Annotated in this window: 21 protein-coding genes and 1 riboswitch; of the genes, 11 read left to right on the forward strand and 10 right to left on the reverse strand. The window is 72.9% G+C overall.

Going from position 1 to position 21,112, the window contains the following annotated elements; genetic code table 11:
• Nucleotides 1–29 precede the first annotated feature (29 nt).
• Nucleotides 30–144: riboswitch (SAM riboswitch) on the reverse strand.
• A 217-nt stretch (nucleotides 145–361) separates the two neighbouring features.
• The 4 genes from ABZ635_RS01495 to ABZ635_RS01510 all read left to right on the forward strand — a co-directional run bounded on the left by ABZ635_RS01495 (nucleotide 362) and on the right by ABZ635_RS01510 (nucleotide 3,859).
• The gene (locus ABZ635_RS01495) at nucleotides 362–772 is read left to right on the forward strand and encodes a DUF3870 domain-containing protein (RefSeq protein ID WP_357757156.1); all 411 of its coding nucleotides are present in this window, start codon (nucleotides 362–364) and stop codon (nucleotides 770–772) included.
• A gap of 6 nt (nucleotides 773–778) precedes the next feature.
• On the forward strand, nucleotides 779–2,059 hold the full coding sequence (locus tag ABZ635_RS01500; protein ID WP_357757159.1) for a CoA transferase: 1,281 nt from the start codon (nucleotides 779–781) through the stop codon (nucleotides 2,057–2,059).
• Nucleotides 2,060–2,118: 59 nt separating this feature from the next.
• Entirely contained in the window at nucleotides 2,119–3,312 is a 1,194-nt protein-coding gene (locus ABZ635_RS01505) for an acyl-CoA dehydrogenase family protein (RefSeq protein WP_357757162.1), read from the forward strand.
• A 79-nt stretch (nucleotides 3,313–3,391) separates the two neighbouring features.
• Nucleotides 3,392–3,859, forward strand: a complete 468-nt coding sequence (locus ABZ635_RS01510) for a nitroreductase/quinone reductase family protein (RefSeq protein ID WP_357757164.1) — start codon at nucleotides 3,392–3,394, stop codon at nucleotides 3,857–3,859.
• A 66-nt stretch (nucleotides 3,860–3,925) separates the two neighbouring features.
• Here the strand turns inward: ABZ635_RS01510 and ABZ635_RS01515 are convergent, their stop codons facing one another.
• The 7 genes from ABZ635_RS01515 to ruvC all read right to left on the reverse strand — a co-directional run bounded on the left by ABZ635_RS01515 (nucleotide 3,926) and on the right by ruvC (nucleotide 11,437).
• On the reverse strand, nucleotides 3,926–4,843 hold the full coding sequence (locus tag ABZ635_RS01515) for a GNAT family N-acetyltransferase (RefSeq protein ID WP_357757167.1): 918 nt from the start codon (nucleotides 4,841–4,843) through the stop codon (nucleotides 3,926–3,928).
• 109 nt (nucleotides 4,844–4,952) lie between these two features.
• Entirely contained in the window at nucleotides 4,953–7,136 is a 2,184-nt protein-coding gene (locus ABZ635_RS01520) for a bifunctional (p)ppGpp synthetase/guanosine-3',5'-bis(diphosphate) 3'-pyrophosphohydrolase (protein WP_357757400.1), read from the reverse strand.
• A gap of 602 nt (nucleotides 7,137–7,738) precedes the next feature.
• Nucleotides 7,739–8,296: an adenine phosphoribosyltransferase gene (locus tag ABZ635_RS01525; protein ID WP_357757170.1), complete on the reverse strand. Its 558-nt coding sequence runs from the start codon at nucleotides 8,294–8,296 to the stop codon at nucleotides 7,739–7,741.
• Between the two features lie 148 nt (nucleotides 8,297–8,444).
• Complete coding sequence (gene yajC / locus ABZ635_RS01530) at nucleotides 8,445–8,810, reverse strand: preprotein translocase subunit YajC (protein WP_357757172.1); 366 nt, start codon at nucleotides 8,808–8,810, stop codon at nucleotides 8,445–8,447.
• Nucleotides 8,811–9,088: 278 nt separating this feature from the next.
• Nucleotides 9,089–10,162 carry a Holliday junction branch migration DNA helicase RuvB gene (gene ruvB / locus ABZ635_RS01535; RefSeq protein ID WP_357757175.1) on the reverse strand — a complete coding sequence of 358 codons (1,074 nt, stop codon included), beginning with the start codon at nucleotides 10,160–10,162 and terminating at the stop codon, nucleotides 9,089–9,091.
• A 30-nt stretch (nucleotides 10,163–10,192) separates the two neighbouring features.
• Nucleotides 10,193–10,810 carry a Holliday junction branch migration protein RuvA gene (ruvA, locus tag ABZ635_RS01540; protein ID WP_357757177.1) on the reverse strand — a complete coding sequence of 206 codons (618 nt, stop codon included), beginning with the start codon at nucleotides 10,808–10,810 and terminating at the stop codon, nucleotides 10,193–10,195.
• A 78-nt stretch (nucleotides 10,811–10,888) separates the two neighbouring features.
• Nucleotides 10,889–11,437, reverse strand: a complete 549-nt coding sequence (ruvC, locus tag ABZ635_RS01545) for a crossover junction endodeoxyribonuclease RuvC (protein ID WP_357757180.1) — start codon at nucleotides 11,435–11,437, stop codon at nucleotides 10,889–10,891.
• Between the two features lie 209 nt (nucleotides 11,438–11,646).
• Here ruvC and ABZ635_RS01550 point away from each other — a divergent pair, with 209 nt between their 5' ends.
• The 5 genes from ABZ635_RS01550 (at nucleotide 11,647) to ABZ635_RS01570 (ending at nucleotide 16,642) form a co-directional block, all read left to right on the forward strand.
• Nucleotides 11,647–12,474: an NUDIX hydrolase gene (locus ABZ635_RS01550; RefSeq protein ID WP_357757182.1), complete on the forward strand. Its 828-nt coding sequence runs from the start codon at nucleotides 11,647–11,649 to the stop codon at nucleotides 12,472–12,474.
• A 65-nt stretch (nucleotides 12,475–12,539) separates the two neighbouring features.
• A complete protein-coding gene (locus ABZ635_RS01555) occupies nucleotides 12,540–13,658 on the forward strand; it encodes a molecular chaperone DnaJ (RefSeq protein WP_357757185.1) in 1,119 nt (372 codons plus the stop codon).
• 133 nt (nucleotides 13,659–13,791) lie between these two features.
• Nucleotides 13,792–14,778: a hypothetical protein gene (locus tag ABZ635_RS01560; protein ID WP_357757188.1), complete on the forward strand. Its 987-nt coding sequence runs from the start codon at nucleotides 13,792–13,794 to the stop codon at nucleotides 14,776–14,778.
• The gene (locus ABZ635_RS01565) at nucleotides 14,775–16,169 is read left to right on the forward strand and encodes an adenylosuccinate synthetase (protein WP_357757191.1); all 1,395 of its coding nucleotides are present in this window, start codon (nucleotides 14,775–14,777) and stop codon (nucleotides 16,167–16,169) included. Before ABZ635_RS01560 ends, ABZ635_RS01565 begins: the two co-directional genes overlap by 4 nt.
• A gap of 47 nt (nucleotides 16,170–16,216) precedes the next feature.
• Nucleotides 16,217–16,642 carry a PPOX class F420-dependent oxidoreductase gene (locus ABZ635_RS01570; RefSeq protein WP_357757194.1) on the forward strand — a complete coding sequence of 142 codons (426 nt, stop codon included), beginning with the start codon at nucleotides 16,217–16,219 and terminating at the stop codon, nucleotides 16,640–16,642.
• A gap of 7 nt (nucleotides 16,643–16,649) precedes the next feature.
• Here the strand turns inward: ABZ635_RS01570 and ABZ635_RS01575 are convergent, their stop codons facing one another.
• A complete protein-coding gene (locus ABZ635_RS01575; RefSeq protein WP_357757196.1) occupies nucleotides 16,650–17,522 on the reverse strand; it encodes a LysR substrate-binding domain-containing protein in 873 nt (290 codons plus the stop codon).
• A gap of 120 nt (nucleotides 17,523–17,642) precedes the next feature.
• Here ABZ635_RS01575 and ABZ635_RS01580 point away from each other — a divergent pair, with 120 nt between their 5' ends.
• Entirely contained in the window at nucleotides 17,643–18,542 is a 900-nt protein-coding gene (locus ABZ635_RS01580; protein WP_357757199.1) for an alpha/beta hydrolase, read from the forward strand.
• Nucleotides 18,543–18,591: 49 nt separating this feature from the next.
• Nucleotides 18,592–19,650: a tartrate dehydrogenase gene (locus tag ABZ635_RS01585; RefSeq protein WP_357757202.1), complete on the forward strand. Its 1,059-nt coding sequence runs from the start codon at nucleotides 18,592–18,594 to the stop codon at nucleotides 19,648–19,650.
• 84 nt (nucleotides 19,651–19,734) lie between these two features.
• Here the strand turns inward: ABZ635_RS01585 and ABZ635_RS01590 are convergent, their stop codons facing one another.
• Nucleotides 19,735–20,481, reverse strand: a complete 747-nt coding sequence (locus ABZ635_RS01590; RefSeq protein WP_357757204.1) for a YebC/PmpR family DNA-binding transcriptional regulator — start codon at nucleotides 20,479–20,481, stop codon at nucleotides 19,735–19,737.
• The gene (pdxT, locus tag ABZ635_RS01595) at nucleotides 20,478–21,086 is read right to left on the reverse strand and encodes a pyridoxal 5'-phosphate synthase glutaminase subunit PdxT (RefSeq protein WP_357757207.1); all 609 of its coding nucleotides are present in this window, start codon (nucleotides 21,084–21,086) and stop codon (nucleotides 20,478–20,480) included. The genes ABZ635_RS01590 and pdxT overlap by 4 nt, the downstream gene beginning before the upstream one ends.
• Nucleotides 21,087–21,112 lie beyond the last annotated feature (26 nt).

Below are 21,112 nucleotides of genomic sequence, written 5' to 3' on the forward strand. Positions count from 1 at the left end.
GGGGTGGCCGATGACGGCCGCTCCTCAGGGGTCCGCGCTTGTCTGACACGGTCGTGTCGGGACCTGGTCCTCACCCGGGGCACCCCACCGCGGAAGGAGGGTTGCCGACCAGCTAGCCGGGGCTTGTCGCTGGTACTCGTGACCTGTGCCGAAATGTAACACAGGGTTCCCGAGGCGCGCATCCGCGTGTCCGTGTGCTCTGGACCACCCCCGCCTTGACACCGGAGGTCCCGGCTGGGCCATACTGATCGAGAACTGCCCTCACGTCGCGGGTGTCCGGTTTCCCCCGGCCGCCCTTCAGACGCGAGACTCCAGTCCGTTGGAGTTTTCGCGTGCCCGCAGACAAGAGGTGCATCTTCCGTTGTACGGCGACGACCGTGTTCAGCAGCTTCTCCGCAACCCCAGGGTTGTGCTCATCTCCGGCTACGCCCGTCTTCCCGACTCGGTGGCGAGCCACTCCCAGTACCAGCGGCTCGGTGTCGTGCTCGCGGTGGACTCCGCGGACGGCCGGATCGTGGCCGCGGACACCACCCTGCTGACCGACCTGGCCCGGGACTTCTTCCGCGCCCTGGTCGAGGGCGCCTCGGTGACCGAGGACATCGCGGAGATCGTCCGGCGGGTCCAGACGCGCTACGCGGGCCAGTCCGGCGCCGCGCTCACCACCGCACTGCGCCGCTGCCTGGAGACCTACTACCAGCTCCGGGACGGCGACCAGCTGCCCGGCGGCTCCGTGGAACCGGACGGCACCGTCCGTCCCGACGGCGAGGAGTGACCCCCCATGAACGAGAACGGCCCCCAGCCCGCCCCCGGCTCCGGGGAGGGCGCGCCGCTCCCCCTTGCCGGGGTACGCGTCGCCGACCTGTCCCGGGTACTCGCCGGGCCCTACGCCACCATGCTCCTCGCGGACATGGGCGCGGAGGTGGTCAAGGTGGAGCAGCCCGGCCGCGGCGACGACACCCGCTCCTGGGGCCCTCCCTACGCGGAACCCACCGAGGAGCACCGTGCGGACCACTCCCCCGGTGAGGCCGCCTACTTCCTGTCCGTGAACCGGAACAAGCGCAGCCTGGCCGTGGACCTGAAGGACCCCGAGGGCCTGACCGCCGTCCGGGAGCTGTGCGCGGCCTCGGACGTGGTCATCCAGAACTTCCGGCCCGGGGTGATCGACCGGCTGGGTCTGGGCTACGAGCGGATCAGCACCCTCAACCCGGCGGTCGTGTACTGCTCGGTGAGCGGGTTCGGGCCCGAGCACGAGCCCTCGACCCGACCGGGCTTCGACATCGTCGTGCAGGCGGAGAGCGGGCTGATGGCGACCACCGGCCCCGCCGACGGTCCGGCCAGCAAGGTGGGGGTGGCGCTCACCGACGTCCTGACCGGCCTCAACGCCGCCGTGGGCATCCTCGGCGCGCTCATGAGGGCCCGGCAGACCGGTCGGGGCGAGAACATCAGCGTCTCACTGGTGAACTCGACGCTGTCCAGCCTGGTCAACCTCGCCCAGCAGGCGCTGGTGACCGGCACCGAACCGGCGCGGGTCGGCAACGCTCACACGACCATCGTCCCCTACCAGGTGTTCCCGACCCGGGACGCGGAGGTGGTGATCGCCGCCGGGAACGACGCCCTGTACCAGCGCCTGTGCACCGCTCTCGACCGCCCCGACCTGGGGCGGGACCCCAGGTACGCCACCAACCCGCAACGGGTGGCGCACCGCGACGAACTGGTCGGGGAGCTGTCGGCCACCCTGCGGGAGCGGCCCGCCGAACACTGGATGGGAGTCCTGGTCGAGGCCGGGGTCCCCGCCGGGCGGGTCCGGGGCGTGCTGGACGCCCTGCGCACCGCCGACGCCAGGGGCGACGACGTCCTGCGCACGGTGGAGCACCCCACCGCGGGCCCCCTGGAACAGGTGCGGGCGGGCTTCCGGATGGAACGCACTCCCGTCCCCATGACCGCCCCTCCTCTGCTCGGGCAGCACTCCACGCAGGTCCTGGCCGAACTCGGCCTGGACCCGGACCACGTCACGGCGCTGCTCGCACGCGGCGCCGTCCAGCAGACCGACGTCGGCTGAGCCGGGCCCGCGCCCCGGCACCGACCCCGTACACACAGCACCACGAAGGGACACCCACCATGAGCGACTCCCAGCGCAAGGCCGCCGCCCCCGACCCCCTCGACTTCCTGGCGGTGGACGCCGAACTCTCCGACACCGAGCGCGACATCCGCGACGCCGTCCGGGAGTTCTCCTCCCGGGAACTCCTGCCGCAGGTCGCCGACTGGTTCGAGGCCGGGACCCTGCCCGACCCGCGCGGCCTGGCCAAGGCCTTCGGCGACCTGGGCGTGCTCGGTATGCACCTGGACGGGTACGGGTGCGGCGGGTCCAGCGCGGTCGCCTACGGCCTGGCCTGCCGGGAGCTGGAGGCGGTGGACTCGGGTCTGCGCAGCTTCGTGTCCGTGCAGGGCTCGCTGGCCATGGCCGCGATCCACAAGTTCGGTTCGGAGGAGCAGAAGAACGAGTGGCTGCCGAGGATGGCGGCCGGTGACGCCATCGGCTGCTTCGGCCTGACCGAGCCCGACTCCGGGTCCGACCCGGGCTCCATGCGCACCCGGGCCCGCCGCGACGGCTCCGACTGGGTCCTGAACGGCACCAAGATGTGGATCACCAACGGTTCGGTCGCCGACGTCGCCGTGGTGTGGGCCGCCACCGACGACGGCATCCGCGGCTTCGTGGTGCCCACCGACACCCCCGGGTTCTCGGCCAACGTCATCCACAAGAAGCTGTCGCTGCGCGCCTCGATCACCTCCGAGCTGGTCCTGGAGGACGTGCGCCTGCCCACCGACGCCGTCATGCCCGGGTCCCGGGGGCTCGGCTCTCCGCTGTCCTGTCTGAACGAGGCCCGCTACGGGATCGTGTGGGGCGTGGCGGGCGCGGCCCGCGCCTGCTACGAGGCGTCCCTGGACTACGCGCGCACGCGTGAGCAGTTCGGCAGGCCGATCGGCGGGTTCCAGCTCACCCAGCGCAAGCTCGCCGACATGGTCGTGGACGTCAACCACGCCGGGATGACGGCGCTGCGGATCGGACGGCTCAAGGACGAGGGGAACTGCCACCACAACCACGTGAGCTTCGGCAAGTTCGCCAACGTCGCGGCGGCCCAGCGGGTGGCGCGGACGGCGCGCGGCATCCACGGTGCGAACGGGATCACCCTGGAGTACCCCGTGATGCGGCACATGGTGAACCTGGAGACGGTGGCCACCTACGAGGGCACCGAGGAGATCCACGCGCTGAGCATCGGTCAGTCCGTGACCGGCGTCTCGGCGTTCCGCTAGGACGGGCCGGTTCGCCCGGGTGCCATCGGCGGCCGGCAACCCTCACAATGGGAACATCCGAACGAGGGAGTTGCCGAAGATGGTGAACGAACCGACGAAGCGGTTCGAGATGACGAAACTGCGGCGCACCGCCAACGCCTTCGTCAGCGGGTTCGTCAAGTACGGGGCCTGCCCGCCCGAGCTGCACCTGCTCACCACGCGTGGGCGCACCTCCGGCTTCCTGCGCACCATCCCGCTCATCGTCCTGGACAGTGAGAGCGGCCGCTACCTGGTCTCCCCGTACGGGGAGGTCGACTGGGTGCGCAACCTCCGCAAGGACGGTTTCGCGACCCTGCGCCAGGGCGGCTGGATCGAGCTGGTGAGCGTGGTGGAGCTGGGCCCGGGCGAGGCGGCGCCGGTGCTCAAGGAGTACCTGGACCACCCGCGTTCCGCGGTGGTGGGACCGTATTTCGACGCCCCTCCGGAGGCGCCGGAGGAGGCGTTCGAGGCCGAGGCCGACCGGCACCCGGTCTTTCGGATCGTGCGGTCCACGACGATCCGGCTGTAGCCCCGCGCCGGTGAGGCGCACGGAGCCCCGGTTCCCCTGGTCGGGGGGCCGGGGCTCCGTCGCGGGTCAGCGCGCGGGGCGGGTCAGGGCCGTGCCCCGGTCGGCCACCGCGTAGCCGACGGTGGCGTAGGTCCGGGCCGGGGTGGGGTAGGACTCGTTGGGGGTGGTGTTGATGTAGACCCGGTCCCCGCCGCGCCTGGCGGTCAGGGCGCACGCGGTGAGGGCGAGCGCGACGGCCAGGCCCCGGCGCCGGTGCGCGGGCACCACCCCGAGGGGTTCGATCTCCGAGCAGCGGTTCTCGGCGTCCCACCACACCACGCAGCAGGCGGCCAGAGAACCGTCCGGGGCCTCCACGACCAGGTCGAGTTCGGGGTCGTACAGCAGGGAGGCGCGGGTGTTGTCGTAGCGTTCGCGGCTGAACCGGCTGTTCAGCGCGGGGTCGAACTCGCGTCCGGGCCAGGGCAGGTCGGAGGGCTTCCAGGCGGCGCGGTGGCACTCCACCCGGGCGTCCTCCTCGCCCTCGCGCACGGGGCGGATCAGGTAGCCGTCGGGCAGGCGGATCTCCTCCTCTGTGGCGGCGCGGCCCATCCACTCGCCGAAGACGTTGGCGTCGCCAAGGGTGAACCCGGCGGCCTCGGCCAGGTCGCGGAGCACGGGGTCGCCCTCGAACACCAGGAGCTCCAGGGCGGCGTCGCCGGTCCGCTCCAGGACGCGCTCCAGCAGGGCGGCCCCGGCGCCGGGGTCGTCGGAGGCGCCCACGAGCGAGATCGTCGCCAGGCGCTGAAGGACGTTGGGGCCCTCGACGACGGCCCAACCGGCCAGAGCGCCGTCGCGTTCGGCCACGATGGTGTTGTCGGCGGTGAAGTCCTCGATGGCCAGCTTCCAGCCGAGCCCGCCCGGGTGCGGGGCCGCGGGCCACAGGCGCCGGGCCAGCTCCTCCAGGGGACGCGCGTCCCGGGACAGGAACGGGCGGATGTCGAGCATGATGGGGGGCTGCCTTCCGTCGGTGCGGTGCCAGGCGCACACGCTAGCGCCGGGAACCGCACCGCATCCACCGGTTTTCGGGCCCGGTCGGCCCGCTCGGGGAGGCCGGTCAGTTGCGGACGCGGAAGACGTCGTAGACCCCGTCCACTCCGCGCACCGCGCGCAGCACGCTGCCCAGGTGGGTGGGGTCGGCCATCTCGAAGGTGAAGCGGCTCTGCGCCACCCGGTCCCGGCTGGTCTGCACCGTCGCGGACAGGATGTTGACGTGCTGGTCGGAGAGCACCCGGGTGATGTCGGACAGCAGCCGGGAGCGGTCCAGGGCCTCCACGTGCAGCGCCACCAGGAACATGGAGTCCTCGGTGGGACGCCACTCCACGTCCACCATGCGCTCGCGGTCCAGGCTGGCGGCGTTGACGCAGTCAGCGCGGTGCACCGAGACCCCGTTGCCCCGGGTCACGAACCCGACGATCTCGTCGCCGGGCACCGGCGTACAACACTTGGACAGCCGGGCCCACACATCGGCGTCGCCCCCGGCCACCACCACGCCGGGGTTGCCCGCCCGCTGGCGGGTGCCGCCCGCGCGGGTCGGCAGCGACGACTCCGCCAGGTCCTCGGTGTGGCTGTCCAGCCCGCCCATCGACTCCACGAGCTTGCCGACCACGCTCTGGGCGCTGACCTGGCGCTCGCCCACCGCCGCGTACAGCGAGTCGACGTCCGGATACCTCAGGTCGCGGGCGAGGGCGATGATGGCCTCGCCGTTGAACAGGCGTTTGACCGGCAGCTCCTGCTTGCGCATGAACTTGGCGATCTCGTCCTTGCCCTGCTCGATCGCGGCCTCGCGGCGCTCCTTGGTGAACCAGTGCCGGATCTTGTTGCGGGCGCGGGCGCTCTTGACGAAGTTGAGCCAGTCGCGGCTGGGCCCGGCGTCGGGGTCCTTGGAGGTGAGGATCTCCACGGTCTCGCCGTTGTGCAGCTCGTTCTCCAGCGGCACGAGGCGGCCGTTGATCCGGGCGCCCACGGTGCGGTGGCCGACCTCGGTGTGCACGGCGTACGCGAAGTCGACGGCCGTGGCCCCCTGCGGAAGCGAGATGACGTCGCCGCCGGGGGTGAAGACGAACACCTCCTGCACGGACAGGTCGAAGCGCAGCGACTCCAGGAACTCGCCCGGGTCCTTGGTCTCCTGCTGCCAGTCGATGAGCTGGCGCAGCCACTGCATGTCGGTGCTGCCCTTGGACCTGGCCTCGGTCCCGGCCGAGTTGCGGTCCTCCTTGTACTTCCAGTGCGCGGCGATGCCGTACTCGGCGCGGCGGTGCATGGCCCGGGTGCGGATCTGGAGTTCGACCGGGTTGCCGGAGGGGCCGATGACCGTCGTGTGCAGCGACTGGTACATGTTGAACTTGGGCATCGCGATGTAGTCCTTGAACCGGCCCGGCACCGGATTCCACCGCGCGTGGATCGTGCCCAGGGCCGCGTAGCAGTCCCGGACGCTGTCCACCAGGACCCGTACCGCGATCAGGTCGTAGATCTCGTCGAAGCCCACGTTGCGGGCGATCATCTTCTGGTAGATCGAGTAGTAGTGCTTGGGCCGTCCGCGCACGGTCGCCTTGAGCTTGGACTCGCGCAGGTCGGCCGAGACCGCCTCGATGACCTCCTGGAGGTACACGTCGCGACGGGGGGCCCGCTCGGAGACGAGTCGGGCGATCTCGTCGAACCGTTTGGGATACAGGGTGGCGAACGCGAGGTCCTCCAGCTCCCACTTGATGGTGTTCATGCCCAGGCGGTGAGCGAGCGGGGCGAAGATCTCCAGCGTCTCGCGCGCCTTCTTCTCCCGCTTGGCCCGGGCCGGGAGGTAACGCAGGGTGCGCATGTTGTGGAGGCGGTCGCACAGCTTGATGACCAGGACGCGGATGTCGCGGGCCATCGCCACGACCATCTTGCGGACCGTCTCGGCCTGGGTGGCCTCGCCGTACTTGACCTTGTCGAGCTTGGTGACCCCGTCGACCAGCTCGGCGATCTCGTCGCCGAAGTCCGCGCGGAGCTCGTCGAGGGAGTAGTCGGTGTCCTCGACGGTGTCGTGCAGGAGCGCGGCGGCCAGGGTGGCCTCCTGCATGCCGAGCTCGGCGAGGATGGTGGCGACGGCGAGCGGGTGCGTGATGTAGGGGTCGCCGCTTTTGCGCTTCTGGTGGCGATGATGGTGGGCCGCGACCTCGTAGGCCCGTTCGATCAGCCGCACGTCCACCTTGGGATGGGTGGCGCGCACGGTCTTGATCAGTGGTTCGAGCACCGGGTTCATCGTCACTCCCCGCTGGGCCCCGAGTCGGGCGAGCCTTCGGCGTACTCGCACGGTGGAGGGTGTGGTGGCGGCCGCCGCCCCGGGGGCTCCCGGCCCCGAGACGTCGGAGGGCGCCGCGTCCCGCGCGGCGCCCTCCGGGCGGTCCTTCCGTGGTCTGTCGGCGGTCTGCGCACCGCGCTCGTCCGCGTGCTCCGCGCGCGCGGCGGGTTCCTGGGGGGTGGCGGCCGTGGGCGCCTCGGGGGTCCGGCGGCCCGGCCCCTGCTCGGACACCGCCCCGGTCGAGACCACTTCGCTTGGCATGCCTACCTCCCGCGGTTCCTCCCGGTGGAGCCGACGTCGCCGTCCGGCTCGCCTCCGGTGCACGTGCGTGTCATCAGGGCCAGTCGTTGACGCGGCCGCCGCGGTCCCCTCTCCCGCCAGTCTAGTGGGACCGTCCCCACCTGCGCGGGGAGCGGTCCGGCCCCTCCTGTCCGGGCACCGGCCCGCGGGTACGCCCGGTGACACGGACCACCAGGAACGTCACACCGAGTGCCGGAGTACGTCAACAAGGACGGGTGCTCGAGCTATTCCCCCGAAAGGGCGACAGCCGGGCAGGGTCGGCCTCAGACCGAAAGGAGGGTGCGCGGCTCCACGTCGGGCATCTTCTCCCGTCCCCGCAGCGCGGAGAGCTCCATCAGGACGGAGAATCCCACGACCGTACCACCCGCCTTGCGGACCAGGTCCACCGCGGCCCTGCCGGTCCCGCCGGTGGCGAGGACGTCGTCGACGACGAGCACACGGCCGCCCGGGGTGATCGCGTCGGCGTGAATCTCGACGGTCGCGGTGCCGTACTCCAGATCATAGGCCTGGTCGATGGTGTCCGAGGGCAGTTTCCCCGCTTTGCGCGCCGGAACGAATCCCGCGCCGAGCGCCATCGCGACGGGCGCGCCGAAGATGAACCCGCGCGCCTCCAGGCCGACGACGTGGTCGACGCCGCTGTCGGCGTAGGGCGCGGCCAGCGCGCGCACCGTCGCGGCGAACGCTTCCGGGTGGTTGAGCAGGGGCGTGATGTCCTTGAACAGGATGCCCGGGTGCGGGAAGTCGGGGACGTCGCGGATGTGCGCCTCGATCAGGGCGAGGTCGGCGGCGTCCGGGACGTCCGGGGTCGCGGTGTGGGACATGGTGGGGCGGGGCCTTCTGTCGTGGGTCCGGTCGGGCGGCGGCCCGGGCCGGCGCGGGTCGGTGGCCGGAAAACAGCGGTACCGGCCCCCGGTGGGGGCCGGTACGGAGTCTGTGCTGAGCCGGGGCGCGCGACGGCGCCCGGCCCGGTTAACCCTTGGGCTTGTCGTCGTCGCCGAAGTCGGGACGGTCCTCGACGGGAGTGTCGTCGGCGGCGGGCGTGATGACCTCGCCGACACCGGCCTTCAGCATCCTGATCCGGGTGCCGGGGGAGATCTCCAGCAGCACGTCCTGGTCGTGGACCTCCACCACCGTGGCGAAGATACCCGCCTTGGTCATGACCTCCACACCGGGGACCAGCGAGCTCTGCATCTGCGTCTCCTGCTGGCGGCGCTTCTGGTTCGGGCGCCAGAAGAGGAGCCAGAAGACCAGGAGGATCAGCACGAACGGGAGCATCATGCTGAAGATGCTGCCCTCCTGCTGGGCCGCGTCGGCGAGAGTGTAAATGCCCTGCACGGGGGCGTCCTTCCTGACGTTTCCTGTGGCCGACGTCTGTCGGCTCCGACACCGCGACGACCACCTTCTCGGGCCGACCGACCTCGGCGGCCGGAGTCGTCCCGACGCGTACAACGCGCAGGAGGGCCAACTCGTTCCGCCGGTGTCCGACGACACCACACGGGGCGCTCGCCCCGTCCTGGCTGGTTCACCCCAGTTTACGTGGCGCCGGTCACCGGCGGCCCACCGCCCGGGGTCGGAGCGCTAACGGTTCGGACCCGGTTCGCGCACACGCCAGGTCAGGGGCCCGCGGTGCCCTGGCCGGCCGTGCCGGAGCCGTTGGCGGCGGGCGCGGCCGCGCCGAAGGCGGCGTCGGGGGGCGGGGTGAGCCCCATGTGCGCCCAGGCCATCGGGGTGGCCACCCGGCCGCGAGGGGTGCGGGCGAGGAACCCGGAGCGGACGAGGAAGGGTTCGGCGACCACCTCCACGGTCTCGGCCTCCTCCCCCACGGACACCGCGAGCGTGGACAGACCGACGGGGCCGCCCCGGAAGCGGTTCATGAGCACGTCCAGGATGGCCCGGTCCAGGCGGTCCAGTCCCAGGGCGTCCACCTCGTAGAGCTCCAGCGCCGCCCTGGCGTTGTCCAGGGTGAGGCGGCCTCCGCCGCGTACCTCGGCGTAGTCGCGCACGCGCCGCAGGAGGCGGTTGGCGATCCGGGGCGTGCCGCGCGAGCGTCCGGCGATCTCCGCGGCGGCGTCGCCCTCCAGCGGGGCGCCGAGGAGCCCGGCCGAGCGGTGGAGGATCAGCTCCAGTTCGTCGGGCTCGTAGAAGTCCATGTGCGCGGTGAAGCCGAAGCGGTCGCGCAGCGGCGCCGGGAGCATACCCGCCCGTGTGGTCGCCCCGACCAGGGTGAACGGGGCGATGTCGAGGGGAATCGCGGTGGCGCCGGGGCCCTTGCCGACCACGACGTCCACCCTGAAGTCCTCCATGGCGACGTAGAGCATCTCCTCGGCGGGCCGGGCCATGCGGTGGATCTCGTCGAGGAAGAGGACCTCTCCCTCCTGGAGCGTGGACAGCACGGCGGCGAGGTCGCCGGAGCGTTCGATCGCCGGGCCCGAGGTGATGCGCAGCGGCGCGCCGAGTTCGGCGGCGATGATCATGGCCAGGGTGGTCTTGCCCAGGCCCGGGCCGCCGGACATGAGGATGTGGTCCGGTGCCCGGCCCCGGCGCTGGGCGCTGTGCAGGACCAGGGAGAGCTGTTCGCGCACCCGGTGCTGGCCGACGAACTCGTCCAGGTTCTTCGGGCGCAGCGCTCCCTCGATCTGGTGCTCCTCGACGTCTGCCTCGGGCGAGACGGCGTCACGCTCGTACACGGGTGTTCTCCCCTCCGGTTCCGGTGGCGGCTAGGCGCGGCTGAGCCTGCGCAGGGCACTGCGCAGCAGGACGGCGACGTCGTTGGTGTCCTCGGCCTCGGCGGCGACCGCCGAGGCCGCGGCCTCGGCGTCCCTGGCCGACCATCCGAGGTTGACCAGACCGGAGACGACCTGTCCGCGCCAGGCGTCGTTGGGGGCGGCACCCGCGGCGGTGTCGACGGGGGGCAGGGTGCCGTCGGTCGTGACCGGGGCGTCGAGCTTGCCGCGCAGTTCGAGGACGATGCGTTGGGCGCCCTTCTTGCCGATGCCCGGAACGCGGGTCAGCGCGGCCGTGTCCTCGGTGGCCACGGCCTGGCGGAGGCTGTCGGGACTGTGCACGGCGAGCATGGCCAGGGCGATCCGGGGCCCGATACCCGAGGCGGTCTGGACCTGTTCGAAGAGGGTGCGCTCGTCGTCGTCGGCGAAACCGAAGAGGGTGAGGGAGTCCTCGCGTACGACGAGGCTGGTGGCGACGGTGCCCTCCTCCCCCACGTGGAGCCGGGAGAGGGCCGCGGGGGTGCACCGCACGGTCATGCCGACCCCGCCGACGTCGATGACGGCGCTGGTCGCGCCGCGTGCGGCCACCCGGCCGGTGAGGAACGCGATCATCTGGTGTGGACACCGGGAGGGGTGCCCGTCTCCTTCCTGGGGGCGGTGGGGTCGCGCGGGCCCGACCGCGCGGCGGTGTCAGCGGCCGCGTGCGCGGCGGGCCAGTTCCACCTTGCGGGCGAAGTCCTGTTGGGCCTGGGCGACCCGGGCCTGGGCCCCGCCGCGCCAGATGTGGCAGATGGCCAGGGCCACGGCGTCCGCGGCGTCGGCCGGTTTCGGCGGCCCGTCGAGTCCGAGGATACGCGCGACCATACCGCCGACCTGCTTCTTGTCGGCGCGGCCGCTGCCGGTGATGGCGGCCTTGGCCTCGCTGGGCGTGTGGGTGGCCACGGGCAGGCCGCGCCGGGCGGCGCAGACCAGGGCGATACCGCTGGCCTGGGCGGTTCCCATGACGGTGCTGAGGTTGTGCTGGGCGAAGACGCGTTCGACGGCGACGGCGTCGGGTTCGTAGGTGTCCAGCCACTGCTCGATGCCGCGCTCGACCTCGACCAGGCGCTGCGGGAGCGGCGTGTCGGGACCGGTGCGGATCGCGTCGGCGGCCAGCAGGCGCAGTGGGCGGCCGATGGCTCCCTCCACGGCGCCGACGCCGCAGCGGGTCAGCCCCGGGTCGATCCCCAGCACGCGCACGTCGCCACCCGGTCCTTCGTCTCGTCGTCCAGCGGCCGCCGGTCTCGAACGCCCGTTCGCACCATGCTAGCGGCGGGCACCGACGGATCGGCCGCCGTGCGCGGCGTGTCGGGCCCGCGCGGGCCTCGGGGGTGGACGCGGAGCCCGAACGGTGCTATGTTCATCTCAGATCGAGAAAAACTCATAATGAGAACAACTTGGGAGGCGCGGTGTCCGAGGGGATCGACGGACCGGCCGACACGCCACACGGCCGGGAGCACGACGCCGACGACGAGCGCAGGTTCCTCGCCGGGTACGACCCGCACGCGTTCGCCCCCGTCGCCGTAACGGTCGACGTGGTGGCGCTCACCATCCGCGACACGGTCCCCCACGTCCTGCTCGGCCGACGCGGCCAGCAGCCCCAGAACGGACGGTGGGCTCTGCCCGGCGGGTTCGTCCGGGCCCAGGACGGACCGAACGGACCGGCCGACCCCGACCTGCCCGACGCCGCCCTGCGCGTGCTCACGGAGAAGACCCCCCTGCCCGCCGAACTCCACCTGGAGCAGCTCGGCACCTACGGGGCGATCGACCGCGACCCGCGTATGCGGGTGGTCTCGGTGGCGTACATGGTGCTCGCGCCCGACCTGCCCGACCCGCGCACCGGCCGCGACACCGCCGAGGCCGCGTGGGTGCCGTGGACCGCGCTCGGCCACGGGGACGGGGCCCGGGAACGGTACGAACTCGCGTTCGACCACGCCCGCGTACTCGGCGACGCGATCGAACGCGCCCGCTCCAAGCTGGAGTACACCTCCCTGGCCACGGCCTTCCTTCCGAGCACGTTCACCGTCTCCGCCCTGCGCGGTGTGTACGAGGCGGTCTGGGGGCGCACCCTGCACGCCGCCAACTTCCACCGCAAGATCCAGGCCACCCCGGGGTTCGTGGAGGACACCGGCGCACTGGCCGAGCGCGGCGGCGCGGGGGGCGGGCGGCGGGCCCGGCTGTACCGGGCGGGCGGCGCGGCCCTGCTCCACCCGCCGCTGTTGCGCGGCGCCCCGTGAGAGGGCCCCTGGGGCACGGAACCGACGAGGACACGACGACCGCGAGCACGGGTGAGGGGAGCACAGTGGACACCGGAGGAGACCCCCGGGACGGACTCGACGAGGCCCTGCGCGAGGTCGGCCTCGCAGCCGACCCCACCGACCTGTTCGGCCCCGTGCCGGTCGACGGCGGCCCCCTCCCCGCGGCCGCCGCCTCCGCGTACCGTCGCCTGGCGCGGCGGCTGCATCCGGACACCGCGCCCCCGCTCCGCGCGGCCGAGGCCGCGGACGGGTTCACCCGGCTCACCGAGGCGTGGCGGCGCTACCGGAGGGCCGCCGAGGGCGGCCCCGGCCTCGACGACGTGACGCTGGTGACCCGGGAGCGGACCTACCACGTGAGCCGGGGAGGTCCCCTGGCCAGCGGCGACGTGGCCGACCTGCACCCGTTGCGGTGGAGGGGGGACGACCCCGCCGCCCCCGGCGGCGGCTGGCACGACGGGGTGCTCAAGCTCCCCCGGGCCCCGCGCGACAACGACCTGGTCCTGGCCGAGGCCACCGCGCTGCGCCGCGTCCGCGAACACGGCCAGGAGCGATACCGCGCCTTCGTACCCCGGCTGGTGGAGTCACTGCGCCACCGGGACGCGGCCACCGGAGTGGAGCGGCGCGGCAACGTGCTGGACCGCCTCACCGGCTTCCATAGCCTGGCCGAGGTGCGACGGGCCCGCCCCGAGGGGATCGACCCGCGCGACGCCGCCTGGATGTGGCGGCGGCTCCTCGTCGCGCTCGGCAACGCGCACGGAGCCGGGGTCGTGCACGGGGCGGTCATCCCCGAGCACGTGCTCATCCACCCGGAACAGCACGGACTGGTGCTCGTGGACTGGTGCTACTCCGTCACCTTCGCCTCGTCGCGCACCGCGCCGCACGTCCCGGCGATGGTGCCGCACCGCCGTGACACCTACCCTCCCGAGGTCGCCGACCGGTGCCCCGCCGTTCCCGCCACGGACGTGTACATGGCCACCCGCTGCGTGGAGTTCGTGACCGGCGGCCGCCTGCCCGGGCCGCTGCTCGCCCTGGCACGGGGGTGCACGCTCCCCTCGCCCGAACGGCGGCCCGCGGACGCGTTCGCCCTGCTGGGCGAAGTGGACCGCGCGCTGGAGCGCTGTTTCGGACCGCGCCGGTTCCGGCCCTTCTCCATGCCCGGCTGACCCGGCCCGTTGCCCGGACGCCGCGCGCCATCCCCCGCACCGATCCGCAGACCCCCTCCCCCAGACCCCACGCCACGCCACGCCACGCCACGCCACGCCACGCCACGCCACGCCACGCCACGAGGAGACCACCATGGGAAGCAGCAGCTGGTCCACCGACGCCTACCGCGCCCGACGGGCCTACCAGTCCTCCGCCGGAAGCAGCGGCTTCGACTACCACGACGACGTCACCGGCACACCGCGCGACCAGTGGCGGGCCCACCCGTCACTCGACCCGCACGGCGTCACCGTCCGCGAGAGCCGCGACTCCGACGCCCACCCGAACTCGCTCGCCGTCTCGGTGCTCTTCGACGTCACCGGTTCCATGGGGCGTGTGCCCCGTTCCCTCCAGGCCAAGCTCCCCGACCTGTTCGGGCTGCTGCTGCGCCGGGGGTACGTGCAGGACCCGCAGATCCTGTTCGGCGCGATCGGCGACGCCACCTGCGACCGCGTCCCCCTCCAGATCGGCCAGTTCGAGTCCGGCAACGAGCTGGAGGACGACCTCGGCAACATCCTGCTGGAGGGCGGGGGCGGAGGCCAGATGACCGAGTCCTACGAACTGGCCATGTACTTCATGGCGCGCCACACCGCCCTGGACTGCCTGGAGAAGCGGGGCAGGCGCGGCTACCTGTTCATCGTCGGGGACGAGATGGCCTACGGCGCGGTCAAGGCGCGCGAGGTCCGTGACGTGGTCGGAGACGACCTCGCCGAGGACGTCTCCCTCCCGGCGATCCTGGACGAGCTGCGGCGCAAGTACGAGGTGTACTTCCTCATGCCCACCGGCAGCCACCACTTCGGCAACGACCGGGTCCGGGAGTTCTGGAGGCGGCACCTGGGCCAGAACCTCGTCCTGCTGGACGACCTCGACGCGGTCTGCGAGACGATCGCGGTCACGGTGGGGCTGGGCGAGGAGGCCATCGACCTGGAGGAGGGTCTGCGGGACCTGGCCGACGCCGGTTCCGACCAGGCCGACGTGGTCGGTCGGGCGCTGCGGCCGCTGGCCCGCGAGCGCGGCGCGGTCGTGCCCGCCACCGCCCTGGAGGAGCTGGCCGGCGAGGGCCCGGGGGTGGAACGGCTGTGAGCGGGCCGAGGGCGCGCGACGCCGAACACACGATCGTCGTGGACCTGGGGTTCGGCGACGCGGGCAAGGGCGTGACCGTGGACCTGCTGTGCGCGGGCGGCGGGTACGGAGCGGTGGTGCGCGCCAACGGCGGCGCCCAGGCGGGCCACAACGTGGTCGCCCCGGACGGGCGGCACCACACGTTCGCGCAGTTCGGGGCGGGCACGCTCGCCCCGGGTGGCCCGGTGCCGACCCACCTGTCCCGGTTCGTGGTGGTGGACCCCTTCGCGCTGGCGGCCGAGGCCGAACACCTGGCCGGTCTGGGGGTGGCCGACCCGTTCTCCCTGGTCACGGTGGATCGGCGCGCTCTGGTGAGCACCCCGTGGCACGCGGCCGCCAACCGCGCCCGGGAGCGGGCGCGGGGCCGCGACCGGCACGGATCGTGCGGGATGGGCGTGGGCGAGACGGCGGCCTACGCCCTGGAGTACCCGGACGACGCCCCCACGGCGGGCGACTGCGCGACCCCCGTGGTGCTCCGCCGCAAGCTCGACCTGCTGGCCGAGCGGCTGGAGCCGGTCCTGACCGCGCCGAGCGGTCCGGACCGGCCGGGCGGCGGCGAGGCCGCCGTTTCCGGCGCCGGGGCGGCCGAACGCCTTCCCGACCCCGGCGTCTGCGTGGAGGCCTACCGGGCGTTCGCCGACCGGGTGGAGCTGGTGGACGAGCGGTACCTGCCCCGGCTGCTGGCCCGGACACCGGTGGTCTTCGAGGGGGCCCAGGGGGTGCTGCTGGACGAGTGGCACGGCTTCCACCCGTACACGACCTGGTCCACGACCACCTCCGTGAACCCGTTGGCACTGCTGGCGGAGGCGGGGATGGAGGGCCGGGCACGGCGGCTCGGGGTGACCCGGACCTTCGCCACCCGGCACGGAGCGGGGCCCCTGGTGACCGAGGACGCCCTGCTCACGGAGCGCCTGGCCGACCGCCACAACCGCACCGGCCCCTGGCAGGGCGGGTTCCGGGTGGGTCACCTGGACCTGGTCGCCCTGCGGTACGCGCTGGAGGCTGCGGAGGGGGTGGACGCACTGGTGGTCACGCACGCCGACGCCCCCGCCCGCTTGGGGCGGGACCCGCTCTGGTGCGTGGGGTACGAGCTGGCGGACGGCCGCCCGGTGCGGATCGCCCCGGGGACCGCGCCGGACCTGGCCCGCCAGGCTCGGCTGACCGGTCTCCTGGGCGCGGCGCGTCCTGTGCTGGAGTCCGTCCCCGGACCGGTGCCCGCCACCCTCGCCGACGCCCTCGGGCTGCCGTTGGAGGCGGTGTTCTCGGGGCCGACCCGGGCCGACGCGCGCGTTCCGGTGCGACGCGCGCCCCGGGTGGGGCCCTTCCCCCGGCGCCTGCCCGCCACCGCGTGAGCGTGTCGGACCCCGGGGAGCGGTCGGAGGCGGCCTACGTTGGGGCCATGAGCTCCCTGACTGACCCCGAGGTCCACGACTTCCTGACGTACGGAACGCGAACGGGCAAGGTGGCCTACACCGCCGAGGACGGCCGCCCGTTGGCGGCTCCGATCTGGTTCGTCGTCGACGGCGGCGACCTGGTGTTCAACACCGGCCGCGACAGCGCGAAGGGCCGGGCGCTGGCCCGCGACCCCCGGGTGACGCTCGTGGTGGACCGTGAGGAACCGCCGTACGGCTTCGTACAGGTCCAGGGGGTGGCCGAGGTGTCCGAGGACCCCGGCGAGCTGCTCCGGACCGCCACCGAGATCGCCCGCAGGTACGTGGGTGAGGATCAGGCCGAGGAGTTCGGCCGACGCAACGGGGTCCCCGGCGAACTGGTCGTGCGTCTGCGTCCGACCCGGGTCGTCGCGCAGCTGGACATGACCGGCTGAGCGCGGTTCAGGCCCCCGAGGCCGCGTGGTCGACGAAGGCCCGGGCGGCGGCGGTGAGCGGCCCGCGGCGGCTGATCAGGGCCACGTCCAGGTGGTCGGTGGGCTCCAGGTCCAGGACGAGCGCCCCGGCCTGTTCGGCCAGGCCGCGCCAGGCGTCGGTCACCACCGCCAGCCCGGCCCCGCCCAGGACCAGGGGCAGGATCGAAACCCGGTGCTCGCTCTCCACCACGATGCGGGCGTCCAGGCCCTCGGCCAGCAGGCGGTCGGCGAACCTGCGCATGCCCGAGCCCTCGTGACCGACGATCAGGCGGTGCCCGGTCAGCGCGGCGGCCGGGACGGGGACTCCCGGGCGGAAGGGGCCGTCCGCGGGCGCGAGGAGGACGAAGGCCTGCCGGACCAGCGGGAGGACGTCCACCCCGGGGTCTCCGAGCGGGTCCCCGGTCGCGACCACACCGAGCTCGCAGGCGCCGGTACGGACCATCTGCACGGCGTCGCGGTTGGTCAGGGCGCCCCGGATGGACACCGACACGTCGGGGTGGCGTTCGGTGAAGCCCGCCACCAGCCCGGTCAACGGTTCGATGGACTGGGTGGGCAGGGCCGCCACGTCCACCCGTCCCCGGCGCAGCCCGCGCACCGCCTCCACCGCCGATCGGGCCAGGTCCAGCCCGCGCACGGCCTCACGGGCGGGTCCGACGAGCGCGTGACCGGAGTCGTTGAGCACCAGGCGGCGACCGATCCGGTGGAAGAGGTCGCTGCCCAGGTCGCGCTCCAGGGTCCGCAGGGCCTGGGAGAGGGAGGGCTGGGACAGGTGGAGCGCGGCGGCCGCGCGGTTCACGCCGCCGTGGTCGACGACGGCCAGGAAGTACTCCAGTTGTCGCACGTCCACACCGCAGCCCCCGTCCGCTTCGTCCCGTCACGTCCGATCCTATAGGCGGCGCCTATCAGGGCTATCGGCAACCGGTCTTGGACGCGCGCGGGGCCGGGCTGCTGTGATCGTGGCATGAACGACGGCCTACTTCCCGGATTCGCCCGGAGCAGCGTGGAGGTCGAGGGACTGCGCGTCAACGTCCGCACGGCCGGGGAGGGGCCCCCGGTCCTGTTCCTGCACGGGTACCCGCAGACCCACCTGATCTGGCACCGGGTCGCCCCGCTCCTCGCCGACGGGTTCAGCGTCGTCCTCGCCGACCTGCGGGGCTACGGCGACAGCGGCAAACCTCCCTCCGACCCCCTGCACCTGACCTACTCCAAGCGGGCGATGGCCCGCGACCAGTACCTCCTCATGCGCAGGCTCGGATTCGACCGGTTCGCGGTCGTGGGCCACGACCGCGGCGCTCGGGTCGGGCACCGGCTGGCCCTCGACCACCCCGAAGCGGTGTCCGCCTTCGCGGCCCTGGACGTGGTGCCCACCCGGTACGCGTTCGAGCACGCGGACGCGGAGTTCGCCTCGGGCTACTACCACTGGTTCTTCCTGACGGCGGGCCACGGCATCCCCGAACACCTGATCGGCCTGGACCCGGGGTTCTGGGTCCGCACCCGGATGAACGCGCGCCACCACGGCGGGTCCGCCTTCGACCCGGCGGCCGTGGACGAGTACGTGCGCTGCTTCAGCGACCCGGCGGCCGTCCACGCCTCCTGCGAGGACTACCGGGCGGCCGCCACCGTCGACCTCGAACACGACCGGGAGGACTCCGGGCGCCGCCTGGAGTGCCCGGTCCTGCTCCTGTGGGGCGAGCACAGCTTCGTGGGACGCCACTCCGACGTCCCCGACGCCTGGTCCGCCTACGCTTCCGACCTGCGGGGGCACGCCCTGGACTGCGACCACTACGTGCCGGAGGAGGCGCCCGAGGCCACCGCCGCGTCCCTGCGCGCGTTCCTGACCGCAACCGCCCCCACGGCCTGACCCCCGCGCCCCCGCCCCTCCCCCTCCACCTCTCACCCGACGGAGACCCATGAAGCAGTACCGCATCGCCACGATCCCCGGCGACGGCATCGGCGGCGAGGTCCTCGCCCCCGCGACCGCCGTCCTGGACCGGGTGGCCGCCCACCACGGACTCTCACTCGCCTACGACGAGTTCGACTGGTCGTGCGAGCGCTACGCGCACACCGGCGCGATGATGCCCGAGGACGGCCTGGACCGCATCCGCCACCACGACGCCGTCCTCCTCGGCGCGGTCGGCTGGCCCGGCGTGCCCGACCACGTCTCCCTGTGGGGCCTGCTGATCCCGATCCGCCGCGCGTTCCACCAGTACGTCAACCTGCGCCCGATCACCGTCCTGGAGGGCGTGCCCAGCCCCGTGGCCCGGGCGCTGCCGGGCGAGGTGGACTTCGTGGTGGTGCGGGAGAACAACGAGGGCGAGTACTCCCGGGAGGGCGGCCGCTTCGACCGCGGCACCCCCGACGAGCGGGCCGTACAGGAGTCGGTGTTCACCCGGCGCGGCGTGGAGCGGGTGCTGGAGTACGGCTTCGACCTCGCCGAGCGGCGCGGCGGACGGCTCACCTCCGCCACCAAGTCCAACGGGATCGTGCACACCATGCCGTTCTGGGACGAGCTGGTGGCCGAGCGGGCCGCACTGCACCCGGACGTGGTCTGGGACCAGGAGCACATCGACGCGCTGGCGGCCAAGATCGTGCTGGACCCGGCGCGGTTCGACGTGATCGTGGGCTCGAACCTGTTCGGCGACATCCTCAGCGACCTGGCCGCGGCGGTCGCGGGCGGGATCGGGATCGCCCCCTCCGCCAACCTCAACCCGGAGCGCGACTACCCCTCCATGTTCGAGCCGGTGCACGGCTCGGCCCCCGACATCGCGGGCAAGGGCGTGGCCAACCCGCTGGGGGCGCTGTGGTCGGCGTCGATGATGCTGGACCACCTCGGCCACCCCGAGGCGGGCGGCCAGATGATGGACGCGGTCCGCGCCGTCCTGGCCGAGGGCCGGGTGCGCACCCGCGACCTGGGCGGCGAGGCGGGGACCGACGAGTTCGCCGCCGAGGTCCTGCGCCGTCTGCCCTGACCGGACCCGGCAACGCCCGTGGCCGCGTCCCCCGAGGGGACGCGGCCACGGGCGTTCACGCGTGGTCCCGGACGGGTCCCGGCCTCAGAGCTGGGCCATGACCTCGTCGGGGATGTCGGCGTTGGTGAAGACGTTCTGGACGTCGTCGGAGTCCTCCAGCGCGTCGACCACCCGCATGACCTTCTTGGCGGCCTCGGCGTCGACCGGGACCTCCATGGTCGGCAGGAAGCTGGAGTCGGCGGACTCGTAGTCGATGCCCGCCTCCTGGAGCGCGGTACGGACCTGGACCAGGTCGGTGGCCTCGCAGACGATCTCGAAGGCTTCGCCGATGTCCTCGACGTCCTCCGCCCCGGCCTCGAGAACCGCCATCGTCACGTCGTCCTCGGAGGTGCCCTCCTTGGGCACGATCACGACGCCCTTGCGGTTGAACATGTACGACACCGAGCCGGCGTCGGCCATGTTGCCGCCGTTGCGGGTGACGGCCACGCGCACCTCGGAGGCGGCGCGGTTGCGGTTGTCGGTCAGGCACTCCACGAGCAGCGCCACACCGCCGGGGGCGTAGCCCTCGTACATGATGGTCTGCCACTCGGCGCCGCCCGCCTCCTCACCGGAGCCGCGCTTGCGGGCGCGCTCGATGTTGTCGGAGGGCACCGAGTTCTTCTTCGCCTTCTGGATGGCGTCGTAGAGCGTCGGGTTCCCTTCGGGGTCCCCGCCACCGGTACGCGCGGCCACCTCGATGTTCTTGATCAGCTTGGCGAACAGCTTGCCGCGCTTGGCATCGATGACGGCTTTCTTGTGCTTGGTGGTGGCCCACTTGGAGTGGCCGCTCATGCATGTCCTTTCGCGATGTCGACGAAGAGGCGGTGGATACGCGTGTCGCCGGTCAGTTCGGGATGGAAGGACGTCGCCATCAGGCCGCCCTGTCGTACGGCGACGATCCTACCGGCCCCACCCGTTCCGTTAACGCTTCCGAGGACCGTCACCCCCGGTCCGACCGACTCCACCCACGGGGCGCGGATGAACACCGCGTCGAACGGGTCGCCGCCGACGCCGTCGATCCGCACCCCGGTCTCGAAGGACTCCGCCTGCCGCCCGAAGGCGTTGCGGCGAACGGTCATGTCGATACCGCCGAGGGTCTCCTGGTCGGCGGTTCCCCCGAGGAGCCGGTCGGCCAGCATGATCATGCCCGCGCACGTCCCGTAGACGGGCATCCCCCGGGCGACGCGTTCGCGGAGCGGACCCATCAGCCCGTGGCGGACGGCGAGTTTGGAGATGGTGGTCGACTCGCCGCCGGGGATCACCAGCGCGTCGACGGTGGCGAGCCGTTCGGCGGACAGCACCCGCGCGGTGGCCACGCCGAGGTCGTCGAGCATCCGGACGTGTTCGGCGACGTCGCCCTGGAGGGCGAGGACACCGATGGTGGGGTTGGCGGTCACGTGCTGCCTCGTCGTCGTGCGTTCGG

Origin of the sequence: Nocardiopsis sp. NPDC007018, assembly GCF_040635075.1 — a bacterium.
Lineage (GTDB): Bacteria > Actinomycetota > Actinomycetes > Streptosporangiales > Streptosporangiaceae > Nocardiopsis.

Coding starts and splice junctions, on each gene's coding strand:
- ABZ635_RS01500 (WP_357757159.1), top strand. CDS start 779: ATGAACGAGAACGGCCCCCAGCCCGCCCCCGGCTCCGGGGAGGGCGCG.
- ABZ635_RS01505 (WP_357757162.1), top strand. CDS start 2,119: ATGAGCGACTCCCAGCGCAAGGCCGCCGCCCCCGACCCCCTCGACTTC.
- ABZ635_RS01510 (WP_357757164.1), top strand. CDS start 3,392: ATGGTGAACGAACCGACGAAGCGGTTCGAGATGACGAAACTGCGGCGC.
- ABZ635_RS01515 (WP_357757167.1), bottom strand. CDS start 4,843: ATGCTCGACATCCGCCCGTTCCTGTCCCGGGACGCGCGTCCCCTGGAG.
- ABZ635_RS01520 (WP_357757400.1), bottom strand. CDS start 7,136: ATGAACCCGGTGCTCGAACCACTGATCAAGACCGTGCGCGCCACCCAT.
- ABZ635_RS01525 (WP_357757170.1), bottom strand. CDS start 8,296: ATGTCCCACACCGCGACCCCGGACGTCCCGGACGCCGCCGACCTCGCC.
- ruvA (WP_357757177.1), bottom strand. CDS start 10,810: ATGATCGCGTTCCTCACCGGCCGGGTGGCCGCACGCGGCGCGACCAGC.
- ABZ635_RS01560 (WP_357757188.1), top strand. CDS start 13,792: ATGGGAAGCAGCAGCTGGTCCACCGACGCCTACCGCGCCCGACGGGCC.
- ABZ635_RS01570 (WP_357757194.1), top strand. CDS start 16,217: ATGAGCTCCCTGACTGACCCCGAGGTCCACGACTTCCTGACGTACGGA.
- ABZ635_RS01580 (WP_357757199.1), top strand. CDS start 17,643: ATGAACGACGGCCTACTTCCCGGATTCGCCCGGAGCAGCGTGGAGGTC.
- ABZ635_RS01585 (WP_357757202.1), top strand. CDS start 18,592: ATGAAGCAGTACCGCATCGCCACGATCCCCGGCGACGGCATCGGCGGC.
- ABZ635_RS01590 (WP_357757204.1), bottom strand. CDS start 20,481: ATGAGCGGCCACTCCAAGTGGGCCACCACCAAGCACAAGAAAGCCGTC.